Source organism: Candidatus Sphingomonas phytovorans (genome assembly GCA_029202385.1).
GTDB classification, from domain to species: Bacteria; Pseudomonadota; Alphaproteobacteria; order Sphingomonadales; family Sphingomonadaceae; genus Sphingomonas; species Sphingomonas phytovorans.
The window spans coordinates 4,404,330-4,429,677 of the sequence record CP119314.1 but is presented as its reverse complement, the minus strand read 5'-3'; the positions used below and the strand labels follow the sequence as shown (position 1 = coordinate 4,429,677).

Annotated in this window: 26 protein-coding genes, 1 tRNA gene and 2 pseudogenes; 8 read left to right on the top strand and 21 right to left on the bottom strand. The window is 65.2% G+C overall.

Features of this window, described 5'->3' with window-relative positions; translation table 11 throughout:
- The first annotated feature begins 3 nt into the window (after nt 1-3).
- Both P0Y59_20470 and P0Y59_20465 read left to right on the top strand, forming a co-directional pair.
- Entirely contained in the window at nt 4-2,013 is a 2,010-nt protein-coding gene (locus P0Y59_20470) for an acyltransferase family protein (protein ID WEJ99281.1), read from the top strand.
- Nucleotides 2,014-2,154: 141 nt separating this feature from the next.
- On the top strand, nt 2,155-2,469 hold the full coding sequence (locus tag P0Y59_20465) for an NIPSNAP family protein (protein ID WEJ99280.1): 315 nt from the start codon (nt 2,155-2,157) through the stop codon (nt 2,467-2,469).
- 174 nt (nt 2,470-2,643) lie between these two features.
- Here P0Y59_20465 and P0Y59_20460 read toward each other — a convergent pair whose 3' ends face one another.
- The 11 genes and pseudogenes from P0Y59_20460 to P0Y59_20410 all read right to left on the bottom strand — a co-directional run bounded on the left by P0Y59_20460 (nt 2,644) and on the right by P0Y59_20410 (nt 13,239).
- Nucleotides 2,644-3,330 carry a transporter gene (locus P0Y59_20460; protein ID WEJ99279.1) on the bottom strand — a complete coding sequence of 229 codons (687 nt, stop codon included), beginning with the start codon at nt 3,328-3,330 and terminating at the stop codon, nt 2,644-2,646.
- The gene (locus P0Y59_20455; protein ID WEJ99278.1) at nt 3,330-3,509 is read right to left on the bottom strand and encodes a hypothetical protein; all 180 of its coding nucleotides are present in this window, start codon (nt 3,507-3,509) and stop codon (nt 3,330-3,332) included. The genes P0Y59_20460 and P0Y59_20455 overlap by 1 nt, the downstream gene beginning before the upstream one ends.
- A gap of 11 nt (nt 3,510-3,520) precedes the next feature.
- Nucleotides 3,521-6,778 (bottom strand): CusA/CzcA family heavy metal efflux RND transporter, encoded by a 3,258-nt coding sequence (locus P0Y59_20450; GenBank protein WEJ99277.1) that lies wholly within the window; start codon nt 6,776-6,778, stop codon nt 3,521-3,523.
- Nucleotides 6,779-6,781: 3 nt separating this feature from the next.
- Nucleotides 6,782-7,945: an efflux RND transporter periplasmic adaptor subunit gene (locus tag P0Y59_20445; protein WEJ99276.1), complete on the bottom strand. Its 1,164-nt coding sequence runs from the start codon at nt 7,943-7,945 to the stop codon at nt 6,782-6,784.
- Nucleotides 7,942-9,204, bottom strand: coding sequence for a TolC family protein (locus P0Y59_20440; protein ID WEJ99275.1), 1,263 nt, complete (start codon nt 9,202-9,204; stop codon nt 7,942-7,944). The genes P0Y59_20445 and P0Y59_20440 overlap by 4 nt, the downstream gene beginning before the upstream one ends.
- 63 nt (nt 9,205-9,267) lie before the next feature.
- A complete protein-coding gene (locus tag P0Y59_20435) occupies nt 9,268-9,603 on the bottom strand; it encodes a hypothetical protein (GenBank protein ID WEJ99274.1) in 336 nt (111 codons plus the stop codon).
- A 323-nt stretch (nt 9,604-9,926) separates the two neighbouring features.
- The gene (locus tag P0Y59_20430) at nt 9,927-10,139 is read right to left on the bottom strand and encodes a hypothetical protein (protein ID WEJ99273.1); all 213 of its coding nucleotides are present in this window, start codon (nt 10,137-10,139) and stop codon (nt 9,927-9,929) included.
- Between the two features lie 11 nt (nt 10,140-10,150).
- Nucleotides 10,151-11,437, bottom strand: coding sequence for a hypothetical protein (locus P0Y59_20425; protein ID WEJ99272.1), 1,287 nt, complete (start codon nt 11,435-11,437; stop codon nt 10,151-10,153).
- Between the two features lie 412 nt (nt 11,438-11,849).
- Nucleotides 11,850-12,283 (bottom strand): annotated as a pseudogene (locus P0Y59_20420) (DNA ligase D).
- A gap of 155 nt (nt 12,284-12,438) precedes the next feature.
- Nucleotides 12,439-12,918: pseudogene (locus tag P0Y59_20415) on the bottom strand (Arm DNA-binding domain-containing protein).
- A 228-nt stretch (nt 12,919-13,146) separates the two neighbouring features.
- Nucleotides 13,147-13,239: transfer RNA gene (locus P0Y59_20410), tRNA-Ser, on the bottom strand.
- A 165-nt stretch (nt 13,240-13,404) separates the two neighbouring features.
- Here P0Y59_20410 and P0Y59_20405 point away from each other — a divergent pair.
- The gene (locus P0Y59_20405) at nt 13,405-14,226 is read left to right on the top strand and encodes an EipA family protein (GenBank protein ID WEJ99271.1); all 822 of its coding nucleotides are present in this window, start codon (nt 13,405-13,407) and stop codon (nt 14,224-14,226) included.
- 9 nt (nt 14,227-14,235) lie between these two features.
- Here P0Y59_20405 and P0Y59_20400 read toward each other — a convergent pair whose 3' ends face one another.
- Together P0Y59_20400 and P0Y59_20395 are read right to left on the bottom strand one after the other, a co-directional pair.
- Nucleotides 14,236-14,640 (bottom strand): BLUF domain-containing protein, encoded by a 405-nt coding sequence (locus P0Y59_20400; protein WEJ99270.1) that lies wholly within the window; start codon nt 14,638-14,640, stop codon nt 14,236-14,238.
- Between the two features lie 4 nt (nt 14,641-14,644).
- On the bottom strand, nt 14,645-15,973 hold the full coding sequence (locus P0Y59_20395; GenBank protein WEJ99269.1) for a dihydroorotase: 1,329 nt from the start codon (nt 15,971-15,973) through the stop codon (nt 14,645-14,647).
- 50 nt (nt 15,974-16,023) lie between these two features.
- Between P0Y59_20395 and P0Y59_20390 the strand changes: the two genes are divergently transcribed.
- Both P0Y59_20390 and P0Y59_20385 read left to right on the top strand, forming a co-directional pair.
- The gene (locus P0Y59_20390; GenBank protein ID WEJ99268.1) at nt 16,024-16,752 is read left to right on the top strand and encodes a folate-binding protein; all 729 of its coding nucleotides are present in this window, start codon (nt 16,024-16,026) and stop codon (nt 16,750-16,752) included.
- Nucleotides 16,753-16,862: 110 nt separating this feature from the next.
- Nucleotides 16,863-17,384, top strand: coding sequence for a DUF1993 domain-containing protein (locus P0Y59_20385; protein ID WEJ99267.1), 522 nt, complete (start codon nt 16,863-16,865; stop codon nt 17,382-17,384).
- Nucleotides 17,385-17,418: 34 nt separating this feature from the next.
- On the opposite strand, the gene P0Y59_20380 is transcribed toward P0Y59_20385, so the two are convergent.
- Both P0Y59_20380 and P0Y59_20375 read right to left on the bottom strand, forming a co-directional pair.
- A complete protein-coding gene (locus tag P0Y59_20380; GenBank protein WEJ99266.1) occupies nt 17,419-18,720 on the bottom strand; it encodes a UDP-glucose/GDP-mannose dehydrogenase family protein in 1,302 nt (433 codons plus the stop codon).
- A 283-nt stretch (nt 18,721-19,003) separates the two neighbouring features.
- On the bottom strand, nt 19,004-20,134 hold the full coding sequence (locus P0Y59_20375) for an OmpA family protein (protein ID WEJ99265.1): 1,131 nt from the start codon (nt 20,132-20,134) through the stop codon (nt 19,004-19,006).
- A 54-nt stretch (nt 20,135-20,188) separates the two neighbouring features.
- On the opposite strand from P0Y59_20375, the gene P0Y59_20370 reads away from it, so the two are divergent.
- Nucleotides 20,189-20,641: a hypothetical protein gene (locus P0Y59_20370; protein ID WEJ99264.1), complete on the top strand. Its 453-nt coding sequence runs from the start codon at nt 20,189-20,191 to the stop codon at nt 20,639-20,641.
- Nucleotides 20,642-20,814: 173 nt separating this feature from the next.
- Here P0Y59_20370 and P0Y59_20365 read toward each other — a convergent pair whose 3' ends face one another.
- A complete protein-coding gene (locus P0Y59_20365; protein WEJ99263.1) occupies nt 20,815-21,027 on the bottom strand; it encodes a cold-shock protein in 213 nt (70 codons plus the stop codon).
- 147 nt (nt 21,028-21,174) lie between these two features.
- The gene (locus tag P0Y59_20360) at nt 21,175-21,843 is read right to left on the bottom strand and encodes a hypothetical protein (GenBank protein WEJ99262.1); all 669 of its coding nucleotides are present in this window, start codon (nt 21,841-21,843) and stop codon (nt 21,175-21,177) included.
- A 91-nt stretch (nt 21,844-21,934) separates the two neighbouring features.
- Between P0Y59_20360 and P0Y59_20355 the strand changes: the two genes are divergently transcribed.
- Nucleotides 21,935-22,243, top strand: a complete 309-nt coding sequence (locus P0Y59_20355) for a UBP-type zinc finger domain-containing protein (protein ID WEJ99261.1) — start codon at nt 21,935-21,937, stop codon at nt 22,241-22,243.
- A 67-nt stretch (nt 22,244-22,310) separates the two neighbouring features.
- On the opposite strand, the gene P0Y59_20350 is transcribed toward P0Y59_20355, so the two are convergent.
- The 3 genes from P0Y59_20350 to dapF all read right to left on the bottom strand — a co-directional run bounded on the left by P0Y59_20350 (nt 22,311) and on the right by dapF (nt 24,294).
- Nucleotides 22,311-22,844, bottom strand: coding sequence for a glycine zipper 2TM domain-containing protein (locus tag P0Y59_20350; protein WEJ99260.1), 534 nt, complete (start codon nt 22,842-22,844; stop codon nt 22,311-22,313).
- 125 nt (nt 22,845-22,969) lie between these two features.
- Nucleotides 22,970-23,239: a hypothetical protein gene (locus P0Y59_20345; GenBank protein WEJ99259.1), complete on the bottom strand. Its 270-nt coding sequence runs from the start codon at nt 23,237-23,239 to the stop codon at nt 22,970-22,972.
- A gap of 113 nt (nt 23,240-23,352) precedes the next feature.
- On the bottom strand, nt 23,353-24,294 hold the full coding sequence (gene dapF / locus P0Y59_20340) for a diaminopimelate epimerase (protein WEJ99258.1): 942 nt from the start codon (nt 24,292-24,294) through the stop codon (nt 23,353-23,355).
- Between the two features lie 140 nt (nt 24,295-24,434).
- Here dapF and P0Y59_20335 point away from each other — a divergent pair, with 140 nt between their 5' ends.
- Complete coding sequence (locus P0Y59_20335) at nt 24,435-24,656, top strand: hypothetical protein (protein WEJ99257.1); 222 nt, start codon at nt 24,435-24,437, stop codon at nt 24,654-24,656.
- Between the two features lie 22 nt (nt 24,657-24,678).
- Here the strand turns inward: P0Y59_20335 and P0Y59_20330 are convergent, their stop codons facing one another.
- Nucleotides 24,679-25,341 carry a glutathione S-transferase family protein gene (locus P0Y59_20330; protein WEJ99256.1) on the bottom strand — a complete coding sequence of 221 codons (663 nt, stop codon included), beginning with the start codon at nt 25,339-25,341 and terminating at the stop codon, nt 24,679-24,681.
- Between the last annotated feature and the right edge of the window lie 7 nt (nt 25,342-25,348).

Below are 25,348 nucleotides of genomic sequence, written 5' to 3'. Positions count from 1 at the left end.
GTAATGCCGTGCTGGCGAATCGAGGGGAGAGGGCAGCTGACGGGGACAGGCGAGCAGGGCGGGATTTCGGCCACCGTCTATCGGCGCGAGATCGACGGGCTGCGCGCGATCGCGGTGCTGGCGGTGGTGCTGTTCCACGCCCGCATCCGTGGTTTTCCGGGCGGGTTCGTCGGCGTCGACATCTTCCTGGTCATTTCGGGCTATCTGATCACCCAGTTCATCCTGCGCGAGAGCGACGCCGGCCGCTTCACCCTGATCGGCTTCTACGAGCGGCGCGTGCGACGGATCATGCCGGCGCTGCTGACGATGCTCGCCGCATCGGGCATCGCTGCCTGGATCTTGCTGCCGGCCGACTTCCGCACTTTCGGCCAGAGCCTCGCGGCGATCGCCTTGTTCGGCTCCAACCTGCTGTTCTGGGGCTGGGAGGGTTATTTCAGCCTCACCGGTGAAGCGACACCGCTGCTCCATACCTGGTCGCTCGCGGTGGAGGAGCAATTCTACATCCTGTTCCCCGCCCTCCTCCTGCTGGTGCGGCACAAGGCCCGGACGACGCGCACTGCCCTCATCGCGGCGGGGCTGGTCTCGTTCGCCTATGGCGTCTGGGCATTGCAGAACGATCCCGGCGGCGCCTTTTATTCGCCGCTGTCGCGGGCCTGGGAATTCATGGTCGGCGCACTGCTCGCCACCGGCATCCTGCCCCCCCCGCGACGCCGCTGGCAGGGCGATGCAGTCGCGCTGATCGGGCTCGCCGCGATCGGACACGCCATCTGGACCCTCTCCGAACGATCGGCCTTTCCCGGCGTCAACGCTCTCGAGCCGGTGCTGGGCACCGCTGCGATCCTCTACGGAACGCAGGCGCCCGGGTCGCGCATCGGACGAGTGCTGGGCACAGCGCCGCTGGTGGCGATCGGGCTGATTTCCTATTCGCTATATCTCTGGCACTGGCCGCTGCTCGTGTTCGGCAATTACTATCTGCTTGGGCCATATCGCTTCGTGCGGCTGGGGATGGTGCTGCTCGCCTTCCCGATTGCCTGGCTTTCCTGGCGCTATATCGAGCGCCCCTTCCGCAAGCCCCGACTGCTACTGCCCGGGCGGACGCTGTTCCTGGGCGCGGCGGCCGCAAGCGGCGCGCTCGCGCTCTATGGTATCGGCATCTACCTCGCCAACGGCCTGCCGGAACGCTTCGACCCGGCCGTACAGCACCTGAACGAACGCGGGCCCGAGCCCGATTACGGATGCGCGGGCCAGCCGGTCGCCACGATCCGCACCGCCACGCGCTGTCGCATCGGCGCCGCGACGGCACGCCCCAGCTTCGTGCTGTGGGGCGATTCGCATGCGGCAGTCTATATGCCCGCGCTCGACATGCTGGCCCACCGCCATCACGTATCGGGATATGACCTGACCTCGCTTGGTTGTCCGCCGCTGTTGCCGATCCGCGCCCACGGAGAACAGGCGAACCAATGGATGTTCCTGGCGAAGAATAAGCAGGAATGCGCGGCCCGCAACGCGGCGGTGATGCGGTTCCTCGCCGAGGAACGGCCGCAGGTCGTCCTCCTGGCCGCCCATTGGAGCGTCTACCGCGGCGGCAGGCACGCCGATCCGGAACCGCTGGACGGCGACCGGCGCGCGTTCGAGGCGGGCGTGAAGCAACTTCACGCGCTCGGTATCGCGGTTCAGATCGTCCAGGACGTGCCCGATGCGCCCTATGCCGAGCCACGACGGCTGGCGAAGGCCCAGTTGCTGGGCATGATGCACCGGATCGAGCCCCGACGTGCCGACTATCTCCGCCGCGATGCCGCCTTCCGCGCCATCACGTCAGACCTCGAACAACAGGGCCTGATCCGGGTCATCGAACCGGCGGACCGGTTGTGTGGGCCGCTGACCTGCAGGATCACCGACGCCGGCTACCCGCTCTATTTCGATGGCAACCATCTGAGCGCACGTGGCGCGCGCTTCGTCGCGCCGGTGTTCGAGCCGATGTTCGCGACACTGCCGGAGCCCCCGCGTCCATAGAATCTCCGACGGTCCGCGGGCGTGTTGGCGTACCGCCCAGAACACCCCCGCCCGCCCTCCCGTGAACAATCATCGGATGATTGAAACGCGGCAAGCGCCTAAGGCCCCGTTACCCGCAACGCGACCATGGAGCCCGGCACGGTGATTACTTGCTACATCAGATATGAGCTCGACGCGGACAGGATTCCGGCCTTCGAACGATATGCCGCGATGTGGCTCGACCTGCTGCCGCGTTTCGGCGGGACCCATCACGGCTATTTCCTGCCGTCAGAAGGTGCGAGCGACGTCGCGCTGGCCATGTTCAGCTTTCCGAGCCTCGCCGCCTATGAACAATATCGAAAGGACGCGAGCGTCGATCCCGACGTCGCCAAGGCAATCGCCTTCGCGACCGAGAACCAGTGCTTCCGACGCTATGAGCGCTCCTTCTTCCGGCCCCTGTTGCCGAAGGACGCCTGATTCGACACTCGCCCGGCGCGGTGGTGGGCACCCGACCACCCCGACTGAAGGCCGGATCGGATGAAATTCCCTAAATCTGATTGAAATATAACAATAAAATCGATGTCGCCAGATTAAGGCATAAGAAAAGCTACAACCCGGGCGGCGATTTTCGCTGATTGGGGAATGACCCGATCATCCCAGCGATTCCTCGATCAGCAGCAGGCCGAGGAAACCGATGAAGAACATGCTGGTAACAAGCGGCGTGTCGGGCTTCGCATGCGCCTCGACGAGCAGTTCCTCGGTCACGAGATACAGCAAGGCCACAAGGCCAAAACTCAGGAAGCCGGCGATCACCACCGGCGGCAGCGCAGCGACTGGCACGGCGACCAGCGCACCGATCGGCAGCATCAACGCCAGTCCCGCGACGATCGCGATCACCCGCAGCTTCGACCGCGCCCCTTCCGCGAGCTCAGTCGTGACCGACAGGCCAAGGAAGAGCACTTCAAGGGTTAGCGCGATGGTGAGCAGCAGCCCGGCCTTTGCCCCGGCGATGAAAGCCAGGCCGAGCACGAGCCCGTCGACAAGGATATCCAGGCCGACCGCGACAAGCAGCGCGACCTTGCCGGCAAAGCGCTCCTCGATCTGCTTGAGGCCAAGCATGACCGCGATGCCGAGGCCGCCACCGATCAGCGTTGCCAGGGGTGATGCCTGATGCAGCACCTGGGGCAGGATCTCGGTGGCGGCGGCGGCGAACACCACGCCTGCGGCGAGGTGCTGCATCGCGCTGATCACCGCATCGCCGGGCCAGCGGATGACGGCGACGAGCGATCCGAGCAGGACCGCCGCCACCGGCACCAGCGTATAGGCGAGCGCGGACATCAGCCCCGCCGCCCCTGAGCGAAAATGCCGCCGAGGATATCGACCACCACCGCACGGTCGCTTTCGGGAACGTGGCGCCGCCGGACACGCGCGGGGCTGGCGACGACTTCGAGCACCTTGCGGTTCCCCAGACGGGCGGTTTCGTCGGTATGGATGCGTAGCAGGCTGACGTTGGACATTCGGTCCCTCCTCAAGCTTCAGGGTGCGGAGCGGCTTCACCGCCCACCCCCTGATTCTCCTCACGCCTGGCCTTGCGGCCATCAGCCATCCCAAGGATGACCCTGGAGATGGCCGGAAGTACCAGCAAAGTGAGGATGGTGGCAGCGATCAGTCCGCCGATGACGGTCGTGGCAAGCGGCTTCTGGACCTCGGCGCCGGTACCCGTGGCAAGCGCCATGGGCACGAAGCCGATGGCGGGGACGAAGCCGGTCATGATCACCGCCCGCATCTTTTCCGCCATGCCTTGCCTGATCGCCTCAGGCGATGCGACGCCTGCCTCGAGACGCTCGCGGATCGCCGTCATGACCACGAGGCCGTTGAGCACCGCGACGCCGGCAAGGCAGATGAAGCCGACGGCCGCCGACACCGAAAAGGCGATCCCGGTCATGACGAGGGTGAACACCCCGCCCGCCAGGCCAAGCGGAACGGCGAGGAACACCGCTGCTGCCCGGGCAACGCCGCCGAGCGCCATGTAGAGCAGGCCGAAGATGATCGCGAAGCAGATCGGGACCACGATCGACAGGCGCTGGGATGCCGCCTGCAGATTCTGGAACTGTCCGCCCCATTCCAGATAATAGCCGGCCGGCAGCGTCACCTGCCCCACCTTGGCCATTGCCTCATCGACGAACGACCCGGCATCGCGGTCCCGCAGGTTCATCTGGATCACGACGCGGCGCTTGCCGTTCTCGCGGGTGATCTGGTTGAGTCCATCGGTGAAGCGGATCTGGGCGACCTGCGCCAGCGGGATCGATCGTCGTGTCGAGCCTTCCGTCTGCGGCAGAAGCACAGGAAGCGACAGCACATCGTCGAGGTTGACGCGGGTGGTTTCGGGAACGCGCACGGCAATCTCGTAGCGGCGGTCGCCTTCGAAAAGCAGGCCGGACTCGCGCCCGCCCATCGCCGCCGCGACGGTGTCCGCCACTTCCTTCACGGTCAGCCCGTAGCGGGCGATCGCCGCGCGATCGAACCGGACGTCGAGCGTGGGGGCGCCCCCGGTCTGGTCTGCCTTGACGCTCGCCGCGCCCGGAATGCCCTGGAGCACACGGACGATCTCGTTGGCCGAGGCCGACATCCTGTCGAGATCGTCGCCATAGAGCTTGATCGCGACGTCACCGCGCACACCCGCGATCAGTTCGTTGAAACGCAGCTGGATCGGCTGGCTGACTTCGAACAGGTTCCCAAGCTGGCCACCTGCCGCCTTTTCGATGCGTTCGAGCACCTGCTCCTTCTTGGTGACACCGGCAGGCCACTGATCCTGGGGCTTGAGGATGACGAACGCGTCCGAGACGTTCGGCGGCATCGGGTCGGTCGCGACCTCCGCCGTGCCCGTCTTTGAGAACATCAGTTCGACCTCGGGGAGCTTGCGCACCGCCTCCTCGACCTTGAGCTGCATCGCGAGCGACTGGCCGAGACTGACCGAGGGCACGCGCGTCGAGGCGAGCGCGACATTCTTCTCGTCGAGTTGGGGGATGAACTCCGATCCGAGCAGACCGAAGGCGGGAATGGCCAACAGGAAAAAGGCCAGTCCACCGCCGATGAATGGCCAGGGCCGCGCGATCGCCATGTCGAGGAGCGGCAGATATCGCTCCTTGGACTTGCAGATCAGCCAGACTTCCTTCTCGGCCACCTTGCCGCGAATGAACAGTGCAACGAGCGCCGGAACCAGCGTGATCGCAAGGATGAACGCCGCGCCCAGAGCCAGCATGATGGTGATCGCCATCGGCGAGAAGGTCTTGCCCTCCACCCCGGTGAACATCAGCAACGGCGCGAAGGCGAGCAGAATGACCGCCTGTCCAAAGACGGTAGGTCTGATCATCCCCTGCGATGCCCGCATCGTCTCCTCGAGCCGCTCGCGCAGGATGAGCAGCCTGCCCTCGTGCTCCTGCCGGTGTGCCAGGCGCGCCAGACAATTCTCGATGATGATGACCGCACCGTCGACGATGAGGCCGAAATCAAGCGCACCGAGGCTCATCAGGTTGCCGGGCACGCCGAACGCCCGCATGCCCATTGCCATCATCAGGAAAGAGAAGGGAATGACAAGCACGGCAATGATCGCCGCCCGCCAGTTGCCGAGCAGCAGGAACAGGGCGGCCGCGACGAGCAGCGCGCCCTCGGTCAGGTTGCGTTCGACCGTCGAGACGGTCGCGTTCACAAGCTTGGCGCGATCGAGCACCACCTCCACCTTGATGCCCGGCGGCAGAGTCTTCGCGACCTGCCCGAGCTTGTCGCCCACCGCCTTGGCGACGACGCGGCTATTCTCGCCGATCAGCATCAGCGCGGTGCCGACCACCGCCTCGTCGCCATTCATGCTGGCGGCACCGGTGCGCAGGTCGCCGCCCACCTTCACATTGGCGATCTGGCCGACGGTCACCGGCATGCCGCCGCGAGTCGCGGCGACGGCGTTGCGAATCTCCTCTACCGAGCGGATTCGAGCGTCCGCGCGAACCAGATAGGCCTCGCCGGCGCGGTTGAAGAAATTGGCGCCAACCGCGACATTGGCATTTTCCAGCGCCTCGCCGAGTTCGCTGTACGAGATACCATAGTTGGACAACTTCACCGGGTCGGGCTCGACGACGAAGGTCTTGGCATAGCCCCCGATCGAGTCGATACCGGCGACACCGGAGACGGTTCTCAGCTGCGGGCGGATGATCCAGTCCTGGACTGTCCGCAAATAGCCGGCCTTGGCGATCTCGTCGGTCAAGCGCTCGCCTTCCGGCGTCAGATAGCTGCCGTCCGATTGCCAGCCGGGTTGGCCGTCGACCGTCTTTGCACCCCTGCCGTCAGGATTCGCATAGCCGACCGTGTACATGACGACCTCGCCGAGGCCGGTGGTGACCGGGCCGATCTGCGGCTGGACGCCCTGGGGCAGGTTTTCCTGCGCCTGGGTCAACCGCTCCCCGACCTGCTGGCGGGTGAAATAGAGATCTGTGGAATCCGAGAAGATCGCCGTGACCTGGCTGAACCCGTTGCGGGACAAGGAACGTGTCGTCTCAAGCCCGGGGATACCGGCCAGCGCTGTCTCGATCGGGTAGGTGACCAGCTTTTCCATCTCGACCGGGGAAAGCCCGCGGTCGATCGTGTTGATCTGCACCTGCTTGTTGGTGATGTCCGGAACGGCGTCGATCGGCAGCTTCATCAGCTGCCAGACGCCGACGCCTGCTACGCCCAGGAAGAGAAAGAGGACTGCCCAGCGTGCACGCACGGACAGCGCGATGAGGTTCGCTATCATCGCTTATTCCTCCTCACCCGCACCCTTGCCGAGCTCGGCTTTGAGCAGGAATGCGTTGCGCGTCGCGACGCTCTGGCCGGCCTGAAGACCCGACAGGATTTCGACGCGGCCTGCGCTGCGCTGACCGAGGCGGACGGTGACCGCGCGGAAGCCCTGGGGGGTTCGCACGAAGACGACGTCCCTTCCTTCCAGCGACTGGACGGCATCCTCAGGCACGACGATCGCCTTGCTCACATTGCCAGGCGCGGGCATGAGCCGCACCCGCACTGCAAGGCCGGGCTGAAGGCCTGCGGGCACGTTCAGCACCGCGGTCGCGGAACGCGTCGCGCCGCTGAGCGTCGGCGTGACGGCGCGGACGCTGGCATCGACCGTGCGCCCATCGGGTAGTTCGACGATCGCCCTGTCGCCCGGCGAAACACGCTGGGCATCGGCCGGGGCGATCGCTGCCTCGATCTGGATCCTGCTCGGATCGGCAACCCGGTACAGTTCGGTTTCCGGCTGGACGAACGCGCCCAGCGTCACCGCCTCGGCGGCGATCTTGCCGGAGATCGGGCTGGCGACGATCACGCCGCGTCCGTCCCGCGTGACATTGGCGGCACCGGCGGCCACCTGGGCGCGCCGCGCTTCCGCCATTGCCGTGGCGGCCGCGGCCTGGGCCTGTTCGAGTTCGACCTTGGCCGAAACGCGCTCCTTGTAGAGATATTGCTCGCGGGCGAGCGCCTTCTGCGCCTGGACGACCTTAGCGTTCGCGACCGATCGGTCGGCGGCGATCTGCGCTGCATCCCGGCTCTCGACGATCGCCAGCGCCTCACCGGCGCGAACCGGGTCACCGAGCCGTTTGAACACGCGGGTCACCGCGCCACCGGCACGCGCCGTCACGATCGCCTCGCCCGACGGAGGATGGGAGACGGTCGCCTGGGCCATGATCTCCGCACCGAGCCCGCCTTCCTTGATCGTCTCGACGGCGATGCCGGCCTGCTGGATCGCGTTTTCCGCCATGGCCACGCTGTCGGTCGGCACTTCGGCAGGCTTTCCCTTTTTCGGAATCTCGGCCCCGGGGGGAGTTGCCGATTCGCCCGACCATTGGCCGATGCCATAGCCGCCGACCGCCGCGACCAGCGCAACGCCGGCCGCGCCACCGAGGAGGCGCATTGTATCGTTCGTCATTGATCGTCTCCGAAAGAAGCGGGCGCGGGCGCGATCAGGCGCGCCAGCCGGGCCTCGGCATCATGATATTGGGCGAGTGCATCGACGGCGGCGTCGCGGGTCTCGGCGAGAGTCCGCTCGGCATCGAGCAGCACGAGTTGATCGAACTTGCCCTGGCCGTAGCCAAGACGGGCGATGCGGGCGGCCTCCATTGCCGCCGCGAGCGCCGGCCCGGAAGCCCGGACGCTGGCCGTCGCATTGTCCCGGTCCCGCTGGACGATTGCGATGTCCCGCTCGGCGTCGAGCTTTGCCGCCCGCTGCCGCGCCCCGGCCTGATTGAGTTCGGCATTTGCCTGCGAGACCGAGGCGCGCCCGTTGCTGAAGAACGGTAACGGTGCTGAGATCCCAAGCACCGCCGCGGTGTCACCGGTCGCCGACAGCCGCCGCGCACCTGCGCTGAGCGTCAGGTCAGGCACACGCTGGCTGCGCGCGAGCCGGACATTGGCGCCGGCGATCAGCAGGTCGGCGCTCGCCGCTGCATAGGCCAGCGTGCCCTCCCCCGTCGGTCGCATTTCCGGGCCAACGGCACGGACGCGATCGAACCAGGCCTGGTCGAGGGACCCCGCAAGAGGCTGTCCGAGCAGTAATGCCAGATTGTCGCGGGCGACCTGGAAGCCGCGCTCGGCGCGCTCCAGCCCGGTTTGCGCATTGATCTGGGCAACCGAGGTGCGCTGTTCGTCGATCGGCGAACTCTCGCCGACCATCACCCGATCCCTGGCAACCCGCAGCGACTCATTGGCGATGCGCAGCTGATCCCGCGCGATGATGAGGCGGCGGTCAGCGGCGACTGCCTCGATATAGGCCTGGGTGACACGCAGCCGAACATCGGCACGCGTGATCGCCGCTTCCAGTTCCGCACGCCCGATTCGCGCGTCCGCGACGCCGATTCGGGCACCGCGCTTGCCGCCCAGTTCGAGCGGCATCGAGAAAGTGACCGTGGTCTCGGCCTGGTCGAACCGGCGATAGGGCCCGCTGCCGACGACATTTTCGGACTGCGCGGAAAGCGACGGGTTGGGCCGGAGACCAGCCACCGTCCGGCCCGCTTCAGCCGCGCGGATGCCCGCGGTCGCGGCCTCCGCTTGAGGAGAGGAGACACCCGCTTGAGCGAGCGCCGAATCCAGGGTGAGGACCTCACCCGACTCTACGGGCGATGAAGTCTGCGCCTGCGCCACACCGGCACAGGACGCCGCGGCGAGCAACGCCGCGACAAATCGATGCATCTATGAAACTCCTGACAAACCAGACGAGTCCCGCGCGGCTCAGGGCCGGCGGGCGTTTGGCAGTCAGGCTTGTGGAGGGCGCAGCGCGGGGTCGACGGTTGCCGCAGGCAGGAAATAGCTCTTGCCCGGAGATGGAAGAGCCTGGGACGCGAGGCTCACGACCGGCCCGTCATTGTCGGATTGCGGGGTCACCTGGTGACCGTGGCAGGCGCCATGATGGTGGGGATAGCCGTTGTCGCTGTCCGCCGGCACCTGGTCGCCATCGCCGTCGACATGGCCCAGAATCTGGGTCGAACTCGAGTCCATGCACGCAAGGTCTTCATTGGCGTGCACCATCGATGCCGCAAAGAGCGACATCGTCATCATGCAGAGGATGAGAAAGGTCCAGACTGCGCGCATTGAGCGTCAGTTAGCAGCTATCCGGCTTTGATCCAAGCTCCGGCCATGAACCACGGAGCACGTGAAAAGACCGGGCAGAGGTGTGCGCGAATTCAAGCGATCCGCAAATACGTAATCAGCAGATTTCTGCGGTTCTTCCTGCCCTCCCCGGTTCGGGCAGGTTCGCTAAAGATCGAAATCTGGCGGAGACGGAGGGATTCGAATTCCCCCCTTACGCCTTGAATCATATATCTTAAACCAATCTCTACTCGCGGCAGTGCCCCGGCCCGTACCCCGTCGATTCCGCCCAGAATAAAATTTTCGGGCCGTTATCGCCGGGACGCCTACAGCTCGAAAGTGATCCTGCCGCGCCCCAGCTTCGCGAGGTTGTCCATGTCACCCGACGCGAGGTGCGCCGCGTCCCGGATCGTGACCTGCGCGCGGCGCGGGGCGCCGGCGTTTAGGATGTTGGCGATGAGGCCCAGCTGCGCCTGCGTGGCGCTCACGCTGACATGGCAGTCCTGCTGGACCACGAAGATCATGTCGTTGACGGTCACGCAAACGCTCCTCAGGTCGGGTTGGTGTATGCGGCGACCCCGCAAGTCACCAGCTGTCGGGCGCGCTGCTCGGGGGTAAGGGTCTGGAGCGGCGCGGGCGGAAGCGGCGTCGTGAAGTCGGTCGGCGTCTGTACCCTCGCCCTGTCGTCCTGCGCCTTCGCCTCAGCAGGGTCGTAGGCACCCTCGACGATCTTCTTCACATTCCTCATGCTCGTGGGGCGGATCATGCACCGCACGTAGCCGGTGAGGAGGGCTTGGCCGGTCGTCGGCTTGGTGAGCCGGAAACTCACGATCAGGCCAGCGCTGACCTGGATCGCACCTGGTGCCCCAAGCGAATACCAAATGTTCGAACGTGTAACCGCAGTGCCGGAGTTCTGTTCGACGGCGACCCGCAGGACGAGAGGCTTGTCGGCTGTCAGGGTGTTGATCTGAGCGGCGGCGATGATCGGCGGAGTGCTGTCCTTGTCGGCCGACGTGACGGTGCTCACGAACGCGTTGACCTCCGCCACCTTGCCCTTGAAGGGCTTGCAGTCGGCATTGTCGCGGGCCCAGGCCGCAACCTTGTCGAGGCGGGCCAGCATGCCGGTCGCGTTCGCCACGTCCAGATCGACCAAGTCGCTGGGCGCGCGAAAGCTGCCAACCGCCGCGTCACCCTGCGTCTCGAGGATCGGCGCGGTCAAAGCGCCGGGAAGATACCATTGGGAAGGGACAAGCGCGCCTGTTCCGTCCGGACTGCCCATAAGGACCGCGTCGACGAGCATCCTGTCGTCCGTCGAGAGGCTGAGGCCCTTCACGTCGATGTCTGTCATCACCGCCGCCGTCAGGTCGGTCGGTGAAAGCGCGGCCCGACCCTGGGGCGTGTTGAGGACCAGCCAAGGGGCCGAATAGTCGAATAGTTTCCCCGACGAGGTCTCGGGCGGTGGAGACTTCGTCGATTTGGGCGGGGGGGGCGTCTTGGGGCAGGTATCGCCGACATACTTCTCGAGGTTGGTGAGCTTCCAGTCGACGAAACGGGCCTTGGCGAAATCGACCGCGTCGCCATGACCCAGAACGAGGAACGAACTCTTCGGCGCCACGACCATCGCCAACCGCCGGATCTCAGCTCCAGCGACCAGTACTCCCTCCGTGTTCAGGACGGCCGCCTCGGCTATCCCTCCATTGTCGGAGACGCTGTTCTTCCCGGACGCCGCCGCGAGGCCCACGCCCGCCGCGAGCCCGACCGTCTTGGGGTCATCGGCGAAGGCGGGCGACGCGGTGAACATGGACGCGATCAGCAGGCTTGTGAGTGAACCGCGCATACCCCCCCGAGTCGTGTCCATTCAAGTAACGACGAAATTAGAGGCCCGGTAAAATGGAATCACAACGAGAATTTACTCCAACTTGGCGTCAATCCGAAGACGGCCTGATTTTGAAAATATCAGAGCAATTCTACGTCTCTTCCGACGATGGATTCCATGCTCTCCGAACTTGCCGAACACTTCACGGACGCGAAGAACGCGGAGGTTGTCCAGAACCTGATCGGACTCGCGATGAGGCATGTGCCGCAACGATTGCCTGAGCGTTCCAACCGAGGACTTCGAGCGCATCGATGCCGCGGACGCTCGGATGGTCGCTAACTGACCGGCGGTCGAAAGCCGGTCGGAGCTAATGTGAACGACGTCGACCCCACATCGCCTCCGACCTACCTTTAGCCGACACGAACAGAGGTGCCCAGCCATGGGACTCGATCGTCCCCATCTGGACATAGCTCGCCAGGCCTTCGGCACTGTCGATGAAGAGATACGGCTCCTCATGGCCATCCTTCTCCTCCATTCCGACGTGCTTGACCGCGTCGCCGAAGCTGCCTGCGTCATGCTTCTGGAAGAAGCACTTCTTCGCGCGACTCTGCGGATATCGGACGAGGCTGATCGGCCGGCTGCCGACCCAGGGAGCGTGATCGGAGCGACGGTCGTGTAGTAGTCGGCGAGTTGGCCCTTGGTGACGTTCGACTCTGGAAAGATAACACGATCGCGATTGGTGACCTTCACCTTTGAGACGTGGGCGGCGGCGACCTCGGAGACGGGCTGCTCAATTTCGAGCACGACCGCCTCCGGCCTCTTGTCTGCTCGCAACCCGAGATAGCTCGGATGTCGCAGCGTGCCTTCGCTGCGCTACGAGCGCCATGAAGCGGGAGCAAAGACGCGTGACAGGTGACACACCCGCCCGATCGACAGCACGGATCAGCTGACGAATCTGACTGACGTCCGTCAGCGCCGGATAGCGTTTTTCGGAGGCACCGGCTTCAAGGCGTCCCGCACGTTCACGGCGGGGTTGGAATTCGGCGCACCGGAAGACCTTCTCCGCACGCTGCCGGAGGCGATGGGCCGTCTCGATCGCGCCGCGCTTCTCCACCCCCCCTCAGTGCTGAAAACAGCAGGCCCTCGTCGATCTCGTTCACCGGGAATGCGCCGATCGCAGGGAAGAGATCGCGCTCCATGGACGTGATCACGTCGTTGGCGTGGACTTCCTTCCAAGCGTCCTTCTGTTGCTCATGCCAGTTTCGCGCGAAGAACTCGAACGTGTTCTCGTGCCCCACCTTGCGCGTGTGGCGCGCACGCTTGGATTCAAGACCGGGATCGCTGCCTTCGCGCAGCAGGCGCTTGGCGTCGTCACGCATCTCCCGCGCGCGCTTCAGCGTGATGTCGGGATAGGGCCAGAAAACGATGCGGCGCTCCTTGCCGCCGAAGGTATACTTGAAACGCCAGCTCTTGCCGCCACCGGGCAACACGTAGAGGTGAAGCCCTCCCGAGTCGGTGACCTTCCCCCCTAGTCACGGGGCACGGCGCCCTTGAAATCCGAGTCCTTCCTCATGGTGCCCCTACTTTGCGCAGGGCACTACCCTGCCCGTGCCCCGGCGATACGTCGGTTGGACCCGGCACGTCTCGGCAGCTCTCAGTAAGGAGCTAAGAATAAGAAGGAGTGAAAACAACGCCGTCCGGCACCTGCCGGCATCGGCCGGTAGATGAACTGGCGGAGACGGAGGGATTCGAACCCTCGGTACGAGTAAACCCCGTACGGCGGTTTAGCAAACCGCTGGTTTCAGCCACTCACCCACGTCTCCGGCCTGGCGGCGAAGGGCGGCTATAGCGAGGGGTTCGGCTGCGATCAACCGGCCTCTCGCATGTCGTCCAGCCCGAATTCGACTCGGGTCGTCGCGCGGTTCATTGTGGGGCAAGCCGCAGACGGGCAACACTGATCCATTAAGCGCGTTGGGGGAGTATTACGGATGCGCAAGGCCCTTCTGATCCTGTTGCTGGTGGCGACCGCCATCGGCGTCGGTCCCGCGCCCTCGATTGCCCAGGTGCGTACGATCGATCCCAATGAGGCGATCGACAGCGACCTGCAGCGCCGTCAGACCCCGCCGCCGCCCGCGCCGGAGCGGAACACGGCGGTGTCGCCCGATACCCAGCCCCGGTACAATGACACGCCGGTCGAATCGGGATCGCAGCAATATCCGCCCTATGACCCGAGCAGCCCCAACACACCCGCCCCCGGCTACCAGCCCGGGCCTCCGGCCCAGGGCGGCACGGCGCTGACCGAAGCCAATGCCGATGCGGCGCAGGGCTCGACGTTCAGGCGCGAGGAACTGCTCAGCGCCGCGGAAGGCACGTTCGGCAAGGGCGCGTCGGGCCTGGCCGGCATCCTGGAGCGGACTCTGAAGGAGCAGGGCGAGCCCAACGCCTATATTTCCGGCCGCGAAGCCTCCGGGGCGCTGGTCGTCGGGCTGCGATACGGCAGCGGCACGATGTTCCACAAGATCGAGGGGCAGATGCCGATCTACTGGACCGGGCCGTCAGTCGGCTTCGACCTGGGCGGCGACGCGAACAAGGTATTCGTGCTGGTCTACAACCTCCACGATTCGGAGGAATTGTTCCGCCGCTTCCCGGCAGGCGAAGGCCGGCTCTATTTCGTCGGCGGTTTCGCCGCGACTTATCTTCGCCGTGGCAATATCGTGGTGATCCCGATCCGCCTCGGCGTCGGCTGGCGGCAGGGCGTGAACGTCGGCTACATGAAGTTCAGCCACAAATCGAAATGGCTGCCCTTCTGAGCGACGCCGTCACTCCGCGAAATTGCGCATCATGAAATAGAGACGGTTCACGTGCTTCGGGAAATCGAAGCTCGTGTCCTCCATCAACAGACCGATCGCGCGGGAAACGCGCGACGATTCGCCGTTATAGGCGAGCGACCAGCCGGCAAAATCCCGCCTGGCCCGGCCGCCGAGATCAACCAGCCTGATGTCGCGGTGGCGCTGGTCGCGCCGGATGCTGGCCATCAACTGAGCCAGATGTGCCTCGGGGCCTTCGAGGATTTGCGCAAAGCTGCCCGGCGTCGCGACGAGCGCACCCGTCACGTCGAGCGAAGCGTTGCGCGACCGGGAAATGGCGACGATGTCCTGCACGTGCGTCGCGCCGCCATCGGCACCGGGACAACGCGTGCTGACATACAGCAGCGACTGATCCATCCGGTCAGCCGAACTCCACTGCCTCGAAGCGAATCGGTTCGCCTCGCGCCGCGCTCGCCAGCGCACCGTCCCACATCACCCGCTGGCCGCGCACGACCGTGCCGATCGGCCGGCCGGTCAGCGTCATGCCGGTGAAAGGGGACCAACCGCTGCGCGAGGCGAGCCAGCTCTCCTCGATGGTCCAGCGCGCCTTCAGGTCGACGATGCTGAAATCGGCATCATAGCCGATCGCGATCCGGCCCTTGCCGACGATGCCGAACACGCGCTGCGGCCCGGCGCTGGTCAGGTCGATCACCCGGGCGAGCGTCGTGCGCCCTTCGGCGACATGGTTGAGCATCAGTGGCAGCATCGTCTGCACGCCGGGCATGCCACTGGGGCTATCGGGATAGGGCTTGCCCTTCTCCTCCAGCGTATGCGGCGCATGATCCGATCCGAGGATGTCGGGCACTCCCTGTTGCAGCCAGTGCCACAGCCCGTCGCGATGCGTACCCGACCGGATCGGCGGGTTCATCTGCGCGAGGGTGCCGAGCCGGGGATAGGCCTCCTCGCCGGCCAGGGTGAGATGCTGCGGCGTCACCTCGCAGGTGGCGATGTCCTTGTGCCGGCCGAGCAGTTCGAGCTCAGCTGGCGTGGTCACATGCAGCACATGGATACGGCGGCCGGCGTCGCGCGCCAGCTTCAGGATACGCTTCGTCGCGAGCAGCGCGCTCTCGTCGTCGCGCCACACCGGGTGGGAAGAAGGGTCGCCTGGCACGCGTTCGTTAGCGCGCGCGTTCATCCGCGCCTCGTCCTCGGCATGAATCGCGACGCGGCGATGGCCCGAGGCGAGCACTTCGGCCAGCGAAGCATCCTCGGCGACGAGCAGGTCCCCGGTCGAGGCGCCCATGAAGATCTTGACCCCGGCCGTGCCCGGCAGGCGCTCAAGCTCGGCGAGCGCAGCCGCATTGTGGTTGGTCGCGCCGACATAGAAGGCGTGGTCGCACCACATGCGATGGTGCGCGCGGGTGAGCTTGTCCTGGATCGCCTCCGCGCTGTCGGTATTGGGCTTCGTATTCGGCATCTCGAACACCGCGGTCACGCCGCCGAGCACCGCCGCGCGACTGCCGCTTTCGAGATCCTCCTTGTGGACCAGCCCCGGCTCGCGAAAATGGACCTGGGTATCGATTACCCCGGGCAGGATATCGAGCCCGGTACAGTCGATCGTCTCGCCGGCATCGCCTGCCGCGCCGATGGCGACGATCCGGCCACCCAGCACCCCGATATCGGCCCGCACCGGGCCGGCTGGGGTGTGGACGGTCCCGCCCGTCAGCTTCAGGTCATATGTCGCTGTCACGATCTTCTCCGGCTCTTCCGCTTGCCCGGCGGACCTCCTACCTGTTCGCCATGAGCGAAACTACCCCGCATGCCACGATGCTCGCCAATCGAGCGCTGATCCGTATCGCCGGCGAGGATGTCCGTGGCTTCCTGCAAGGCCTAGTGACTCAGGACGTCGTGACGCTTGAAGCATCGGCGCCGCGCTGGTCGGGCCTGCTGACGCCGCAAGGCAAGGCGCTGTTCGATTTCCTGCTCTGGCCCGATGGCGATGCCGTGCTGATCGATTGCGAAGCGGATGCCGCCGACGCGCTTGCCCGGCGCCTGATGATCTATCGCCTGCGCCGTCCGATCACGATCGAACGCGTCGCGGGCGCGGTGCACTGGTCGATCGACGGCGACCGGGGCGTGGCCGACCCGCGCCTTGCCGAACTCGGCCGGCGCTGGCTCGGCGCGCCCGGCGAGGCCGCGACTGGATGGACAGCGCATCGCCTGTCTCTCGGCGTCACCGAGGGCCTTGCCGAGCTCGGATCGGACAAGACCCTGTGGCTCGAGGCGAATGCCCGCGAGCTGAACGGCGTGAGCTTCGCCAAGGGCTGTTATGTCGGCCAGGAGAATACCGCGCGGATGCATCACCGCGCCAAGGTCAATCGCCGTCTGGTGGTCGCGCCGATCGCGGAACCGGGCGACCGTACGCGTGCGACCTATCTCGAACTCGGGCTGATGGTCGAATTGCGTCGGATCGAGGCACTGGGCGACGCGAGCGTGCCGGCCTGGTTGCAGGCAGCGCTGCTTTCATGAACCAGTATCGGGCTGCGTAGAACCGGCTCGGGTGGGTTTTTCGCGCATTGCCCATTGCCTGATCGATAGCCTGCCCCTTTTGTGCTGCCAGATCGCCAGAGAGGAACCCGATGACCTTCTCGCTCCACGCCGCCACCATTCCTTCGCAACTGCAAATGCTTGGCACCGTGGCCGGCCTGATCGGCAAGGCCGAAGCCTTTTGCACCGAACGGGGCCTCGCCCCCGACGACATCATCCAGGCGCGCCTCGCCGAGGATATGCTGCCTTTCGCCTATCAGGTGAAATCGACCGCCGTGCATTCGCTCGGTGCGATCGAAGGCGTTCGCCGGGGCAGCTTCTCGCCCGACCTGTCGACGCCGCCGGGAGATTTCGCGGGGCTTACCGCCCGGATTTCGGAAACGATCGCTGCGTTGCGCGCCATCGACCCCGGCGAGGTGGACGGCTTCATCGGCCGCGACATGCGCTTCTCCGCCGGCGAGCGCCAGGTCGACTTCACCGCCGAGGAATTTCTGCTCTCCTTCTCGCAGCCCAATTTCTATTTTCACACCGCGACGGCATACGACATCCTGCGCTGGAAAGGCGTCCCCCTCACCAAGCGCGATTTCATGGGCAGGCCGCGCACAAAGGCATAATCCGGCGCCAGGCCCCCCGGACTAGGGGAGACGATTATCGCCCGATCGAGCTGTAAGCGAAACCGGCCTTCTCGACTTCGGCCGGGCGATAGACGTTGCGCAGGTCGACCATCACCTTGCCGTTCATCGTAGTGGCCAGGCGACCAAGGTCGAGCGCGCGGTAGATGTCCCATTCGGTCACGATCACGACCGCGTCGGCGCCTGCCGCCGCCTCATAGGCATCACCGCAATAGGTCACGGCAGGCATCATCGCCTTTGCGATATCCATGCCTTCGGGATCATGCGCGCGAACCGTCGCGCCGGCATCGAGCAGGCTCTGCACGATCGCCAGACTCGGCGCGTCGCGCATGTCGTCGGTGTTGGGCTTGAAGGTCAGGCCGAGGATTGCGACCGTCTTCCCTTTGCCCTCGCCACCCAGCGCCTTGATCACCTTGCGGCCCATGGCGCGCTTGCGGTTGTCGTTGACCTGGACCACCGCCTCGACGATGCGCACCGGCGTTTCGTAATCCTCTGACGTCTTGAGTAGCGCCAGCGTGTCCTTGGGGAAGCACGAGCCGCCATAGCCCGGGCCGGCGTGGAGGAATTTCGAACCAATCCGGTTGTCGAGGCCGATGCCGCGCGACACGTCCTGGACGTTCGCGCCGACAGCCTCGCACAGATCGGCGATCTCGTTGATGAAGGTGATCTTGGTCGCGAGGAATGCGTTCGCCGCATATTTGATCAGTTCGGACGTACGACGGCCGGTGAACAGGATCGGGCTCTCGTTGAGATAGAGCGGACGATAAATGTCACGCATCACCTGCTGAGCGCGCGCGTCCTCCGTGCCGACGACGATTCGGTCGGGGCGCTTGAAGTCGCCAATCGCAGCGCCTTCGCGCAGGAATTCAGGATTGGAGACGACCGCGATCTCATAGTCGCCAGCCGCTTCCTTCATGATCTCCTCGACCTTGTCGCCGGTGCCGACGGGTACGGTCGATTTGGTGACGATCACGATCGGGCCGTCGATCGCTGCTGCGATCTCGCGCGATGCTTCGAAGACATAGGTCAGGTCGGCATGACCATCGCCGCGTCGCGACGGCGTGCCGACCGCGATGAACACGGCATCGGCGCCGGAAACGGCCGACTTCAGGTCTGTGGTGAAGCTCAGTCGGCCGGCCGCGACATTGGTCGCCACCAGCGTATCAAGTCCGGGCTCGAAGATCGGCATCTTGCCGGCCTCGAGCGCGGCGATCTTGTTCGCGTCCTTGTCGACGCAGATCACGTCATGGCCGAAATCCGAGAAGCAGGCGCCCGATACCAGACCAACATAGCCCGAACCGATCATCGTTATCCGCATGCCTGGTACCCTGTTTCATATGTGGATGGCGCCGCTGCCGGCCCGCGTCCTCTAGCCTACCAAAGGGCGATTGCCACCCCTGACGGCGCAGACGGCAGGACAAACACGGTCAGGCCAAAGAAATTGTCGGCGCATCGCCAGGGCGCCAAGCGGCAATCAGCCGACATCAAGCGAATTGATGTCGGATCGGCCATTGATTGCCGTCGTCATACTGCTCGCACAAACGAAAAGGGAGACCGGCGACGCCGATCTCCCCCTCGTTTCTTCGAACTCAAGTCCGGGCTTAGTTGCCCGAGCCAGGTCCGTAGGTAACTTCCACGCGACGGTTCTGAACCTCGCGAACACCGTCGGCGGTCTGGACGCGCGGACGGCTTTCGCCGAACGCTTCCGTCGAGATCACACCCTCGGGGATCGAGTGCGCGGACATGTAAGCCTTCACCGAGTCAGCACGACGCTGCGAGAGGCCCACATTGTACTTGGGCGAACCCGAACGGTCGGCGTGACCGGCCAGCATGACCTGCGCATTGCCGCAGTTCTGGTACTGGGTGATCGCGTTGTCGAGGATCGACGACGCGTCCGGCGTGACGTCCGACTTGTCCCATTCGAAGAACACGATGAACGGGCCAGGCGAGCAGACCGGGGGTGCCACGACCGGAACCGGCTCCGGCGGAGGCGGCGGGGGAGGCGGCGGCGGGGGAGGCGGCGGAGGCGGCGGCGGTGCCGGCGGCTCGCCGAAGTTGTAGGTCAGACCGCCCAGGATGCTGTGCGACCGGTAACGACCGTCGAACGCGCGACCCGAAACGTCGACCAGCTTGAGGTTGGCGGCGTTGAAGAAGCGATACTTCAGCGTGGCGTCGAGATGGCTGGTCAGCGGAGCGCGGATACCGGCCAGACCCTGCCAGGCGAAGACGGTGTCCGAATCGTCAAGGAAGTTGCTGAGCGTGTTCAGCCCAACCTTGGTCTTGACGCGGGCGACACCGACACCACCGCCGATAAAGCCCTGGATGCCGTCATCGGGACCGAAATCGAGCAGGCCGTTCAGCATGAAGCTGAGCGCCGTCGTCCGACCGCCAGCATAGTCATAGGTGCCCGCCGGAGCGTTGATCGGCACGTTCTGGAAATTGCGGATCGGAGTCGTCGTGGTCGAAGAATAGGTATCGACCGTCGAGCTCTTGTAGCCGACTTCGGTTTCGACCCGGAATGCACCGAAATCGTAACCGATCACGCCGTCAACATCGTACCCATAATGATGGTCGATCTTGGCAGCACCGGAAAGCGCGCCGATATCAAAATTCGAATCTTCGACGAGCAGCGCACCACCTTCAACACCCACATACCACGAATTGTCGCGGGCCAGGGCAGGTGAGGCGAGAGCGGTGGAGGCAAGCGCCATAGCAACGGCAAGCTTCCGCATAAAAATCCCCTTTCTCAGTTGTCACTCGGACAGCGCAAACTCCCTACCCAAAGGATGGTTTCCGCGCAAGCGAACAAATTCTGCGGCCTGTTGCCCAAGCGCAACAGCTTTGGTTCCTTCTTCCTGCCCGGGCCACCCTCCTCGTCAGGGCGCCTGGACAAAGATCGCGGCAATCGCTGGCGCCCGATGACGAGCGCCCGCCCGTTTGCGCTGCACCGCAGCGATATCCCGACCTGGCTGGAGACCAAGGGAGCGAGGCCGAGCGGCGCTCTCGGTATCGTCCGCGCGATTTACCATCGGAAAGCACGCAATTGCGTAGATTGGTGGCCTGTCGCAGTGCCGTACAACCGGCAATTCGAGCATGGCCTCGCAGCCACCGGCGCTCCTGGCGTTCGCTCTCGCAACGTCGTTGCCCAGCAGGCGTCGGAGGGCGACAGCGTCGATCAACGACAATCGACACTGACCACGCACCGCCACGCAATGCGGCAGATGCGAAGAGAAAAATGAAGCCGTTATGGGACAAATTTATGAGACCGCTGCGGCCCGTGCGCCGATGCAGCGCCGGATTTTCCGGAAGTGGCTGTAATGTCCCACATGATTCGCGCAAACGAATCGTCGGACCGCCGCGTCGTGAGATCGCCGGACTGGCCCCGATGCCGCATCGTTCCGGCGGGCCAACGTCATTCGGAACCGGCTGCCTGGATATTGGCGGCCTGCTTGCCCTTTGGCCCTTCGATCACCTCGAACGATACGCGCTGCCCTTCGGCAAGCGTCTTGAAACCGGGCATGTTGATGCCCGAGAAATGGACGAACAAATCCTCGCCCCCGTCATCCGGGGTCAGGAAGCCGAAACCCTTTGCGTCGTTGAACCATTTTACCGTTCCGGTCGCCATGGCCTCTCTCCTCTTCGCCCGCGAGCCTATGTCAGGGCCGCCCCCCTTCCAAGTCAATTATGTTTCGGATGAGTAACAGTTACCCCCGCCATGGCAGAAACGACCATCCGTGGGGAACCGTGGGGAACGGGAGGAAGCCCCCCGGCGTCAGAGCCGCATCGCCAGCCAGATGACGTGGCGCGCGCCGCGTCCGCCCCTGGCCTTCACGATCACCTCCTCGACCGAGAATCCCGCCGTCTCCAGCCGCCGCACGAACGCTGCATCGGGCGCGGCAGACCAGACAGCGAGCAGCCCCCCTGGACTGAGCGCCAGGCGCGCCGCGTCGAGCCCGGCCGCGCTGTAGAGGCGGCGGTTGCTGCGCCGCGTCAGGCCGTCGGGGCCATTGTCGACATCAAGCAGGATCGCATCCCAGGCGCCCCGCGCACCAGCGATCTGTGCTGAGACATCCTCTTCCACGACGGCTGTCCGGGGATCCTCAAGGCATCCAGCGAAGATCGACGCCATCGGCCCCCGCGCCCAGGCGACGACCGCCGGCACCAGCTCAGCCACCGTCACCATCGAGTCCGCGCCGAGCCGGCCGAGCGCGGCGCGAAGCGTGAAGCCCATGCCGAGCCCACCGACCAGGAGGCGCGGCGCCGCTCTGACGCCCAGGCGATCGCAGGCCAGGATGGCAAGCGCTTCTTCCGATCCGGAGACGCGGCTGTTCATCAGTTCGTTGGCGCCGAGCATGATCGAAAATTCGTCACCGCGACGGAACAGCCGCAATATGTCGCCACCAGGGATCTCGGCCGTATCGATCAATATCCGGGGAACCATGGCTGTTCTTTCGTCCTGCGGCGTCACCGGATTCCTGCAAAAGCGGGCGGGACGGGGTTGGCGGCGGCGGAGATTGCGCTACGCTATCGTGATGAGCGAGTCATGCACACATCTGGGTGATATCCGCGACGTGACGCCAAGCGCGGACGGATGCGAGGAATGCCTGAAGACGGGCGACTGGTGGGTTCACCTGCGCTTGTGCCGCACCTGCGGCCATGTCGGTTGCTGCGACGATTCGCCCAATCGGCATGCCACCGCGCATTTCCACGCGACCGGCCATCCGATCATCGAAGGCTATGATCCGCCCGAGGGCTGGGGCTGGTGTTACGTCGACGAAGTGGATTTCGACCTGTTGGACCGGATGACCCCGCATCCGCGACCGATCCCGCGTTTCATCTGAAAACCGTAACGGCACGGAATCGAAGTGATTCCGCGCCGCTATGGTTAGGCAACAAAGTGACGCCGGATCAGCGGCACTTCACCTGCTGGTTGTTCTGGTCGATCGACTTGCCGGCCACGCCACCGACTATCGCACCCAGGATCGTACCCACGCCGCGCGAATGCCCGCCATCGATCACGTTGCCGAGAATGCCACCGCCGATCGCGCCGACGATCAGGCCCGTCGTGCCGTCGTTGCGCTTGCAATAATAGCGGCCGTCAGTGCCGCGATAGACACGGTCGTCGGAGGTCAGGACGCGTTCCTGATAATTGCCCCCGCCACGATAGTAGCGCGACGGATCATAGCCGCCCTCGTCCCGATCGTCATTGTAATAACCATCGGGGCCGCCCGGGCCCCGATCATATCCGCCGCCGCGGCGGTAATTGCGCGATGCCTGCTGATAGCGGTCGAATTCCTGCTGGAAGACGCGCAGTTCGTTCTGGAACCGCTGCTGCGCCTGCTGGAAACGGGAATCATCCTGTGCCGTCTGCGCGAAGCCCGGCGTGGCGATCGCCAGGCAACTCGTCGCCGCTATGACGGCGATCTTGGTAAAGCGATTCATTGATACCCTCCTGGTGACGTTACGTAGGCAGAACGACTGATGCCGCCGAACGTTGCGCGGACACAATCGCCGACGGCACAATAAAAGGGGCGGTGGCGACAATGCCACCGCCCCGTCGGCAACCGTCAGCGGCAAACGCGCACGCGGTGGCCATAGCGCCAGACCGTCCGGCAATGGCGGTTCCAGCCATAATGGCGACGATTATAGTGGCGGCGGTCATAGCCGTTGTGCCGGCCGCGATCATAGTGACGGCGGTCCCGATACCCACCACGGTCGCGATGCCCGTCGCGATAGCCATCGCGATCATGGTTCCGGCTCTGCGCGACGGCTGCAGTGCTGACGCCCATCGACGCGACGGCCAGTCCGGCTGCGGCGAGCATGATAGAGATTTTCATGACAACTCCTCTCTTGCCCATCCATTGGGCGATGAGGAGAAGTACGCCTCAGTTCGAGCATGGTTGCTGAACATGGTTGTCGGCTTAGGTACAGGTTCGCGCGATCGAAGATGTTATCCGATCGCCTCGACCACCCCGGCCCAGGCCGCGATCTCGGCATCGAAATGCCGTGCGACGGTCAGGTCGCCCGCCAGCCCACGCTCCCAGTCGACCTCGGCCGATCCTTCCCATTCGAAGGTAGCGTTGCCTGACAGGCGGACCATGCCGTCGCTTTCCGCCTGCGCCCGGACCAGCCCGCCGCGGTTGAACACGGTCAGTTCAGCACCAAAGGCCGCGCGACCAGTCAGGCAGGCAGCGAAAGTGGAGGCAGCCATCGCGCTGCCGCAGCTGTCGGTCAGGCCCACACCGCGCTCGAACGTGCGGACGAACAGCCCGTCGGGACGCGCTTCGACATAGGAGACATTCGCGCGGTTGGGCAGCCAGCCCGGCGCCGCCTCGCAAACCTCGCCCACGGCGACCAGTTCTGCCTCGTCAACCGTGTCGACGAAGCTCACCAGATGCGGGTTGGGCATCGCCACCGCGGTGAAGCTGCGTGCGGTCGGCAACAGCGCGACCGGCTGCTGGACGATCTCATGCGCGTCGATGCCGAGCGGCCAGCGCGTCACGTCGAGATCGGCCGGCCCGGCGGTTTCGCGAATCGTCACCACGCCCGGCGCGATATCGGCATCGCGCGCAGCCTCGGCGGTGCTGGTCTTCAGGCGGACCAGCGCGCGGTCTATCCCCTGTCGCTCGAACCCGAGCCGCGCGACGCACCGCAGGCCGTTCAGGCAGGTCTCGGCCTCGCTGCCATCCGCATTGAACATCCGCATGCCAAAGCCGTGGATCTTGTCGCCCGGCGTCAGCAGCAGCAGCCCGTCGCCGCCGACCGCCCCGCGCCGGTCAGCCAGAGCGCGCGCCACGCCCGCCCAGACCGAATCGTCGAGCAGGATGTCGCGCGCGTCGATCAGGGGAAAATCATTGCCCGAGCCGTGGCATTTGATGAAGCCGAACCGCATGGGTCGCCTCCTAGCCGAAAATGCCGCCCCGCTCCACCATCGGCGAGCGCGACCACCGCTCCGCATGGTCCGAGACCGATATCCGACCAGATAGGGCGAAACGATTCCATCCGTCTCGGCTTCGCTATAGGGCGATGGCCATGGATATGCTCACAGCCTTCGGCCTTTTCGCCGTCACGGGAATGCTGGTCTGCTACGCGTTCGACGCACGGTCGCACTGGTGGGGCCTTGGCTTCGCCCTGTTCTGCCTGCTCGGGTCGGCCTATGGCTTCCTGCAGGGCGCGTGGCCGTTCGGGCTGGTCGAGGGCATCTGGGCCATCGTCGCGGCGCGGCGCTGGTGGACGCGCCAGAGGCCGGCCTGACAGCGGAGGACCATGCGCGCCGTCACGCGACCCGCGCGATGAACGCCTGCTCCGCCGCCACGATCGGCGCGAAGCTCGGCCGCGCCAGGATGCCGCGCACATAGGCGGCCGTCTTCGGCCAGCGCGCCGGATCGATCGGGCAGCCGACATGGGCCAGGTTCACGAATGGGCTCGCCACCGCGATGTCGGCCAGGGTGATGCGATCCTCAACCAGGAAACCGCTCGCCGGAATCTGCCCTTCCAGATAGTCGAGCAGGGGTGGCAATTCAGTGGTGACCGCAGCCTCGGCCACCGCTTCGTCGCCTGGCTGCTTCAATACCCTGGGCGAAACGAAACGATTGAAGAACACCTTGCCCGCCATCGCGAACAGGATCGTGTCGGTGAATTCCTCGAACCAGATGGTCCGCGCTCGCTCGATCGGCGCGACCGGGATCAGGTTCGGCTCCGGGAACTTCGCGTCGAGATAGGTGATGATCGCGGTCGAATCCGAAATGCAGAAATCGCTGCCATTGTCGGCCCCGGGATCGCGAAAGCCCGGCATCTTGCCGAACGGGCTACACTCCTCGAACGCCGGGCCGCCCCGGCCCATGCCGGCGGGCGACAATTCGAGCGTGATCCCCTTCTCGGTGCCGAAGGCAAGCACCTTCCGCACGAATGGCGACATGCTCGATCCATAGACGATCATCGGATAT

Coding starts and splice junctions, on each gene's coding strand:
- P0Y59_20390 (WEJ99268.1), top strand. CDS start 16,024: ATGAGCGAAACTACCCCGCATGCCACGATGCTCGCCAATCGAGCGCTG.
- P0Y59_20450 (WEJ99277.1), bottom strand. CDS start 6,778: ATGATAGCGAACCTCATCGCGCTGTCCGTGCGTGCACGCTGGGCAGTC.
- P0Y59_20355 (WEJ99261.1), top strand. CDS start 21,935: ATGAGCGAGTCATGCACACATCTGGGTGATATCCGCGACGTGACGCCA.
- P0Y59_20470 (WEJ99281.1), top strand. CDS start 4: ATGCCGTGCTGGCGAATCGAGGGGAGAGGGCAGCTGACGGGGACAGGC.
- P0Y59_20425 (WEJ99272.1), bottom strand. CDS start 11,437: ATGCGCGGTTCACTCACAAGCCTGCTGATCGCGTCCATGTTCACCGCG.
- P0Y59_20380 (WEJ99266.1), bottom strand. CDS start 18,720: ATGCGGATAACGATGATCGGTTCGGGCTATGTTGGTCTGGTATCGGGC.
- dapF (WEJ99258.1), bottom strand. CDS start 24,294: ATGCGGTTCGGCTTCATCAAATGCCACGGCTCGGGCAATGATTTTCCC.
- P0Y59_20365 (WEJ99263.1), bottom strand. CDS start 21,027: ATGGCGACCGGAACGGTAAAATGGTTCAACGACGCAAAGGGTTTCGGC.
- P0Y59_20360 (WEJ99262.1), bottom strand. CDS start 21,843: ATGGTTCCCCGGATATTGATCGATACGGCCGAGATCCCTGGTGGCGAC.
- P0Y59_20460 (WEJ99279.1), bottom strand. CDS start 3,330: ATGTCCGCGCTCGCCTATACGCTGGTGCCGGTGGCGGCGGTCCTGCTC.
- P0Y59_20350 (WEJ99260.1), bottom strand. CDS start 22,844: ATGAATCGCTTTACCAAGATCGCCGTCATAGCGGCGACGAGTTGCCTG.
- P0Y59_20385 (WEJ99267.1), top strand. CDS start 16,863: ATGACCTTCTCGCTCCACGCCGCCACCATTCCTTCGCAACTGCAAATG.
- P0Y59_20345 (WEJ99259.1), bottom strand. CDS start 23,239: ATGAAAATCTCTATCATGCTCGCCGCAGCCGGACTGGCCGTCGCGTCG.
- P0Y59_20335 (WEJ99257.1), top strand. CDS start 24,435: ATGGATATGCTCACAGCCTTCGGCCTTTTCGCCGTCACGGGAATGCTG.
- P0Y59_20435 (WEJ99274.1), bottom strand. CDS start 9,603: ATGCGCGCAGTCTGGACCTTTCTCATCCTCTGCATGATGACGATGTCG.
- P0Y59_20330 (WEJ99256.1), bottom strand. CDS start 25,341: ATGATCGTCTATGGATCGAGCATGTCGCCATTCGTGCGGAAGGTGCTT.
- P0Y59_20375 (WEJ99265.1), bottom strand. CDS start 20,134: ATGCGGAAGCTTGCCGTTGCTATGGCGCTTGCCTCCACCGCTCTCGCC.
- P0Y59_20405 (WEJ99271.1), top strand. CDS start 13,405: ATGCGCAAGGCCCTTCTGATCCTGTTGCTGGTGGCGACCGCCATCGGC.
- P0Y59_20455 (WEJ99278.1), bottom strand. CDS start 3,509: ATGTCCAACGTCAGCCTGCTACGCATCCATACCGACGAAACCGCCCGT.
- P0Y59_20400 (WEJ99270.1), bottom strand. CDS start 14,640: ATGGATCAGTCGCTGCTGTATGTCAGCACGCGTTGTCCCGGTGCCGAT.
- P0Y59_20440 (WEJ99275.1), bottom strand. CDS start 9,204: ATGCATCGATTTGTCGCGGCGTTGCTCGCCGCGGCGTCCTGTGCCGGT.
- P0Y59_20445 (WEJ99276.1), bottom strand. CDS start 7,945: ATGACGAACGATACAATGCGCCTCCTCGGTGGCGCGGCCGGCGTTGCG.
- P0Y59_20370 (WEJ99264.1), top strand. CDS start 20,189: ATGGTTTCCGCGCAAGCGAACAAATTCTGCGGCCTGTTGCCCAAGCGC.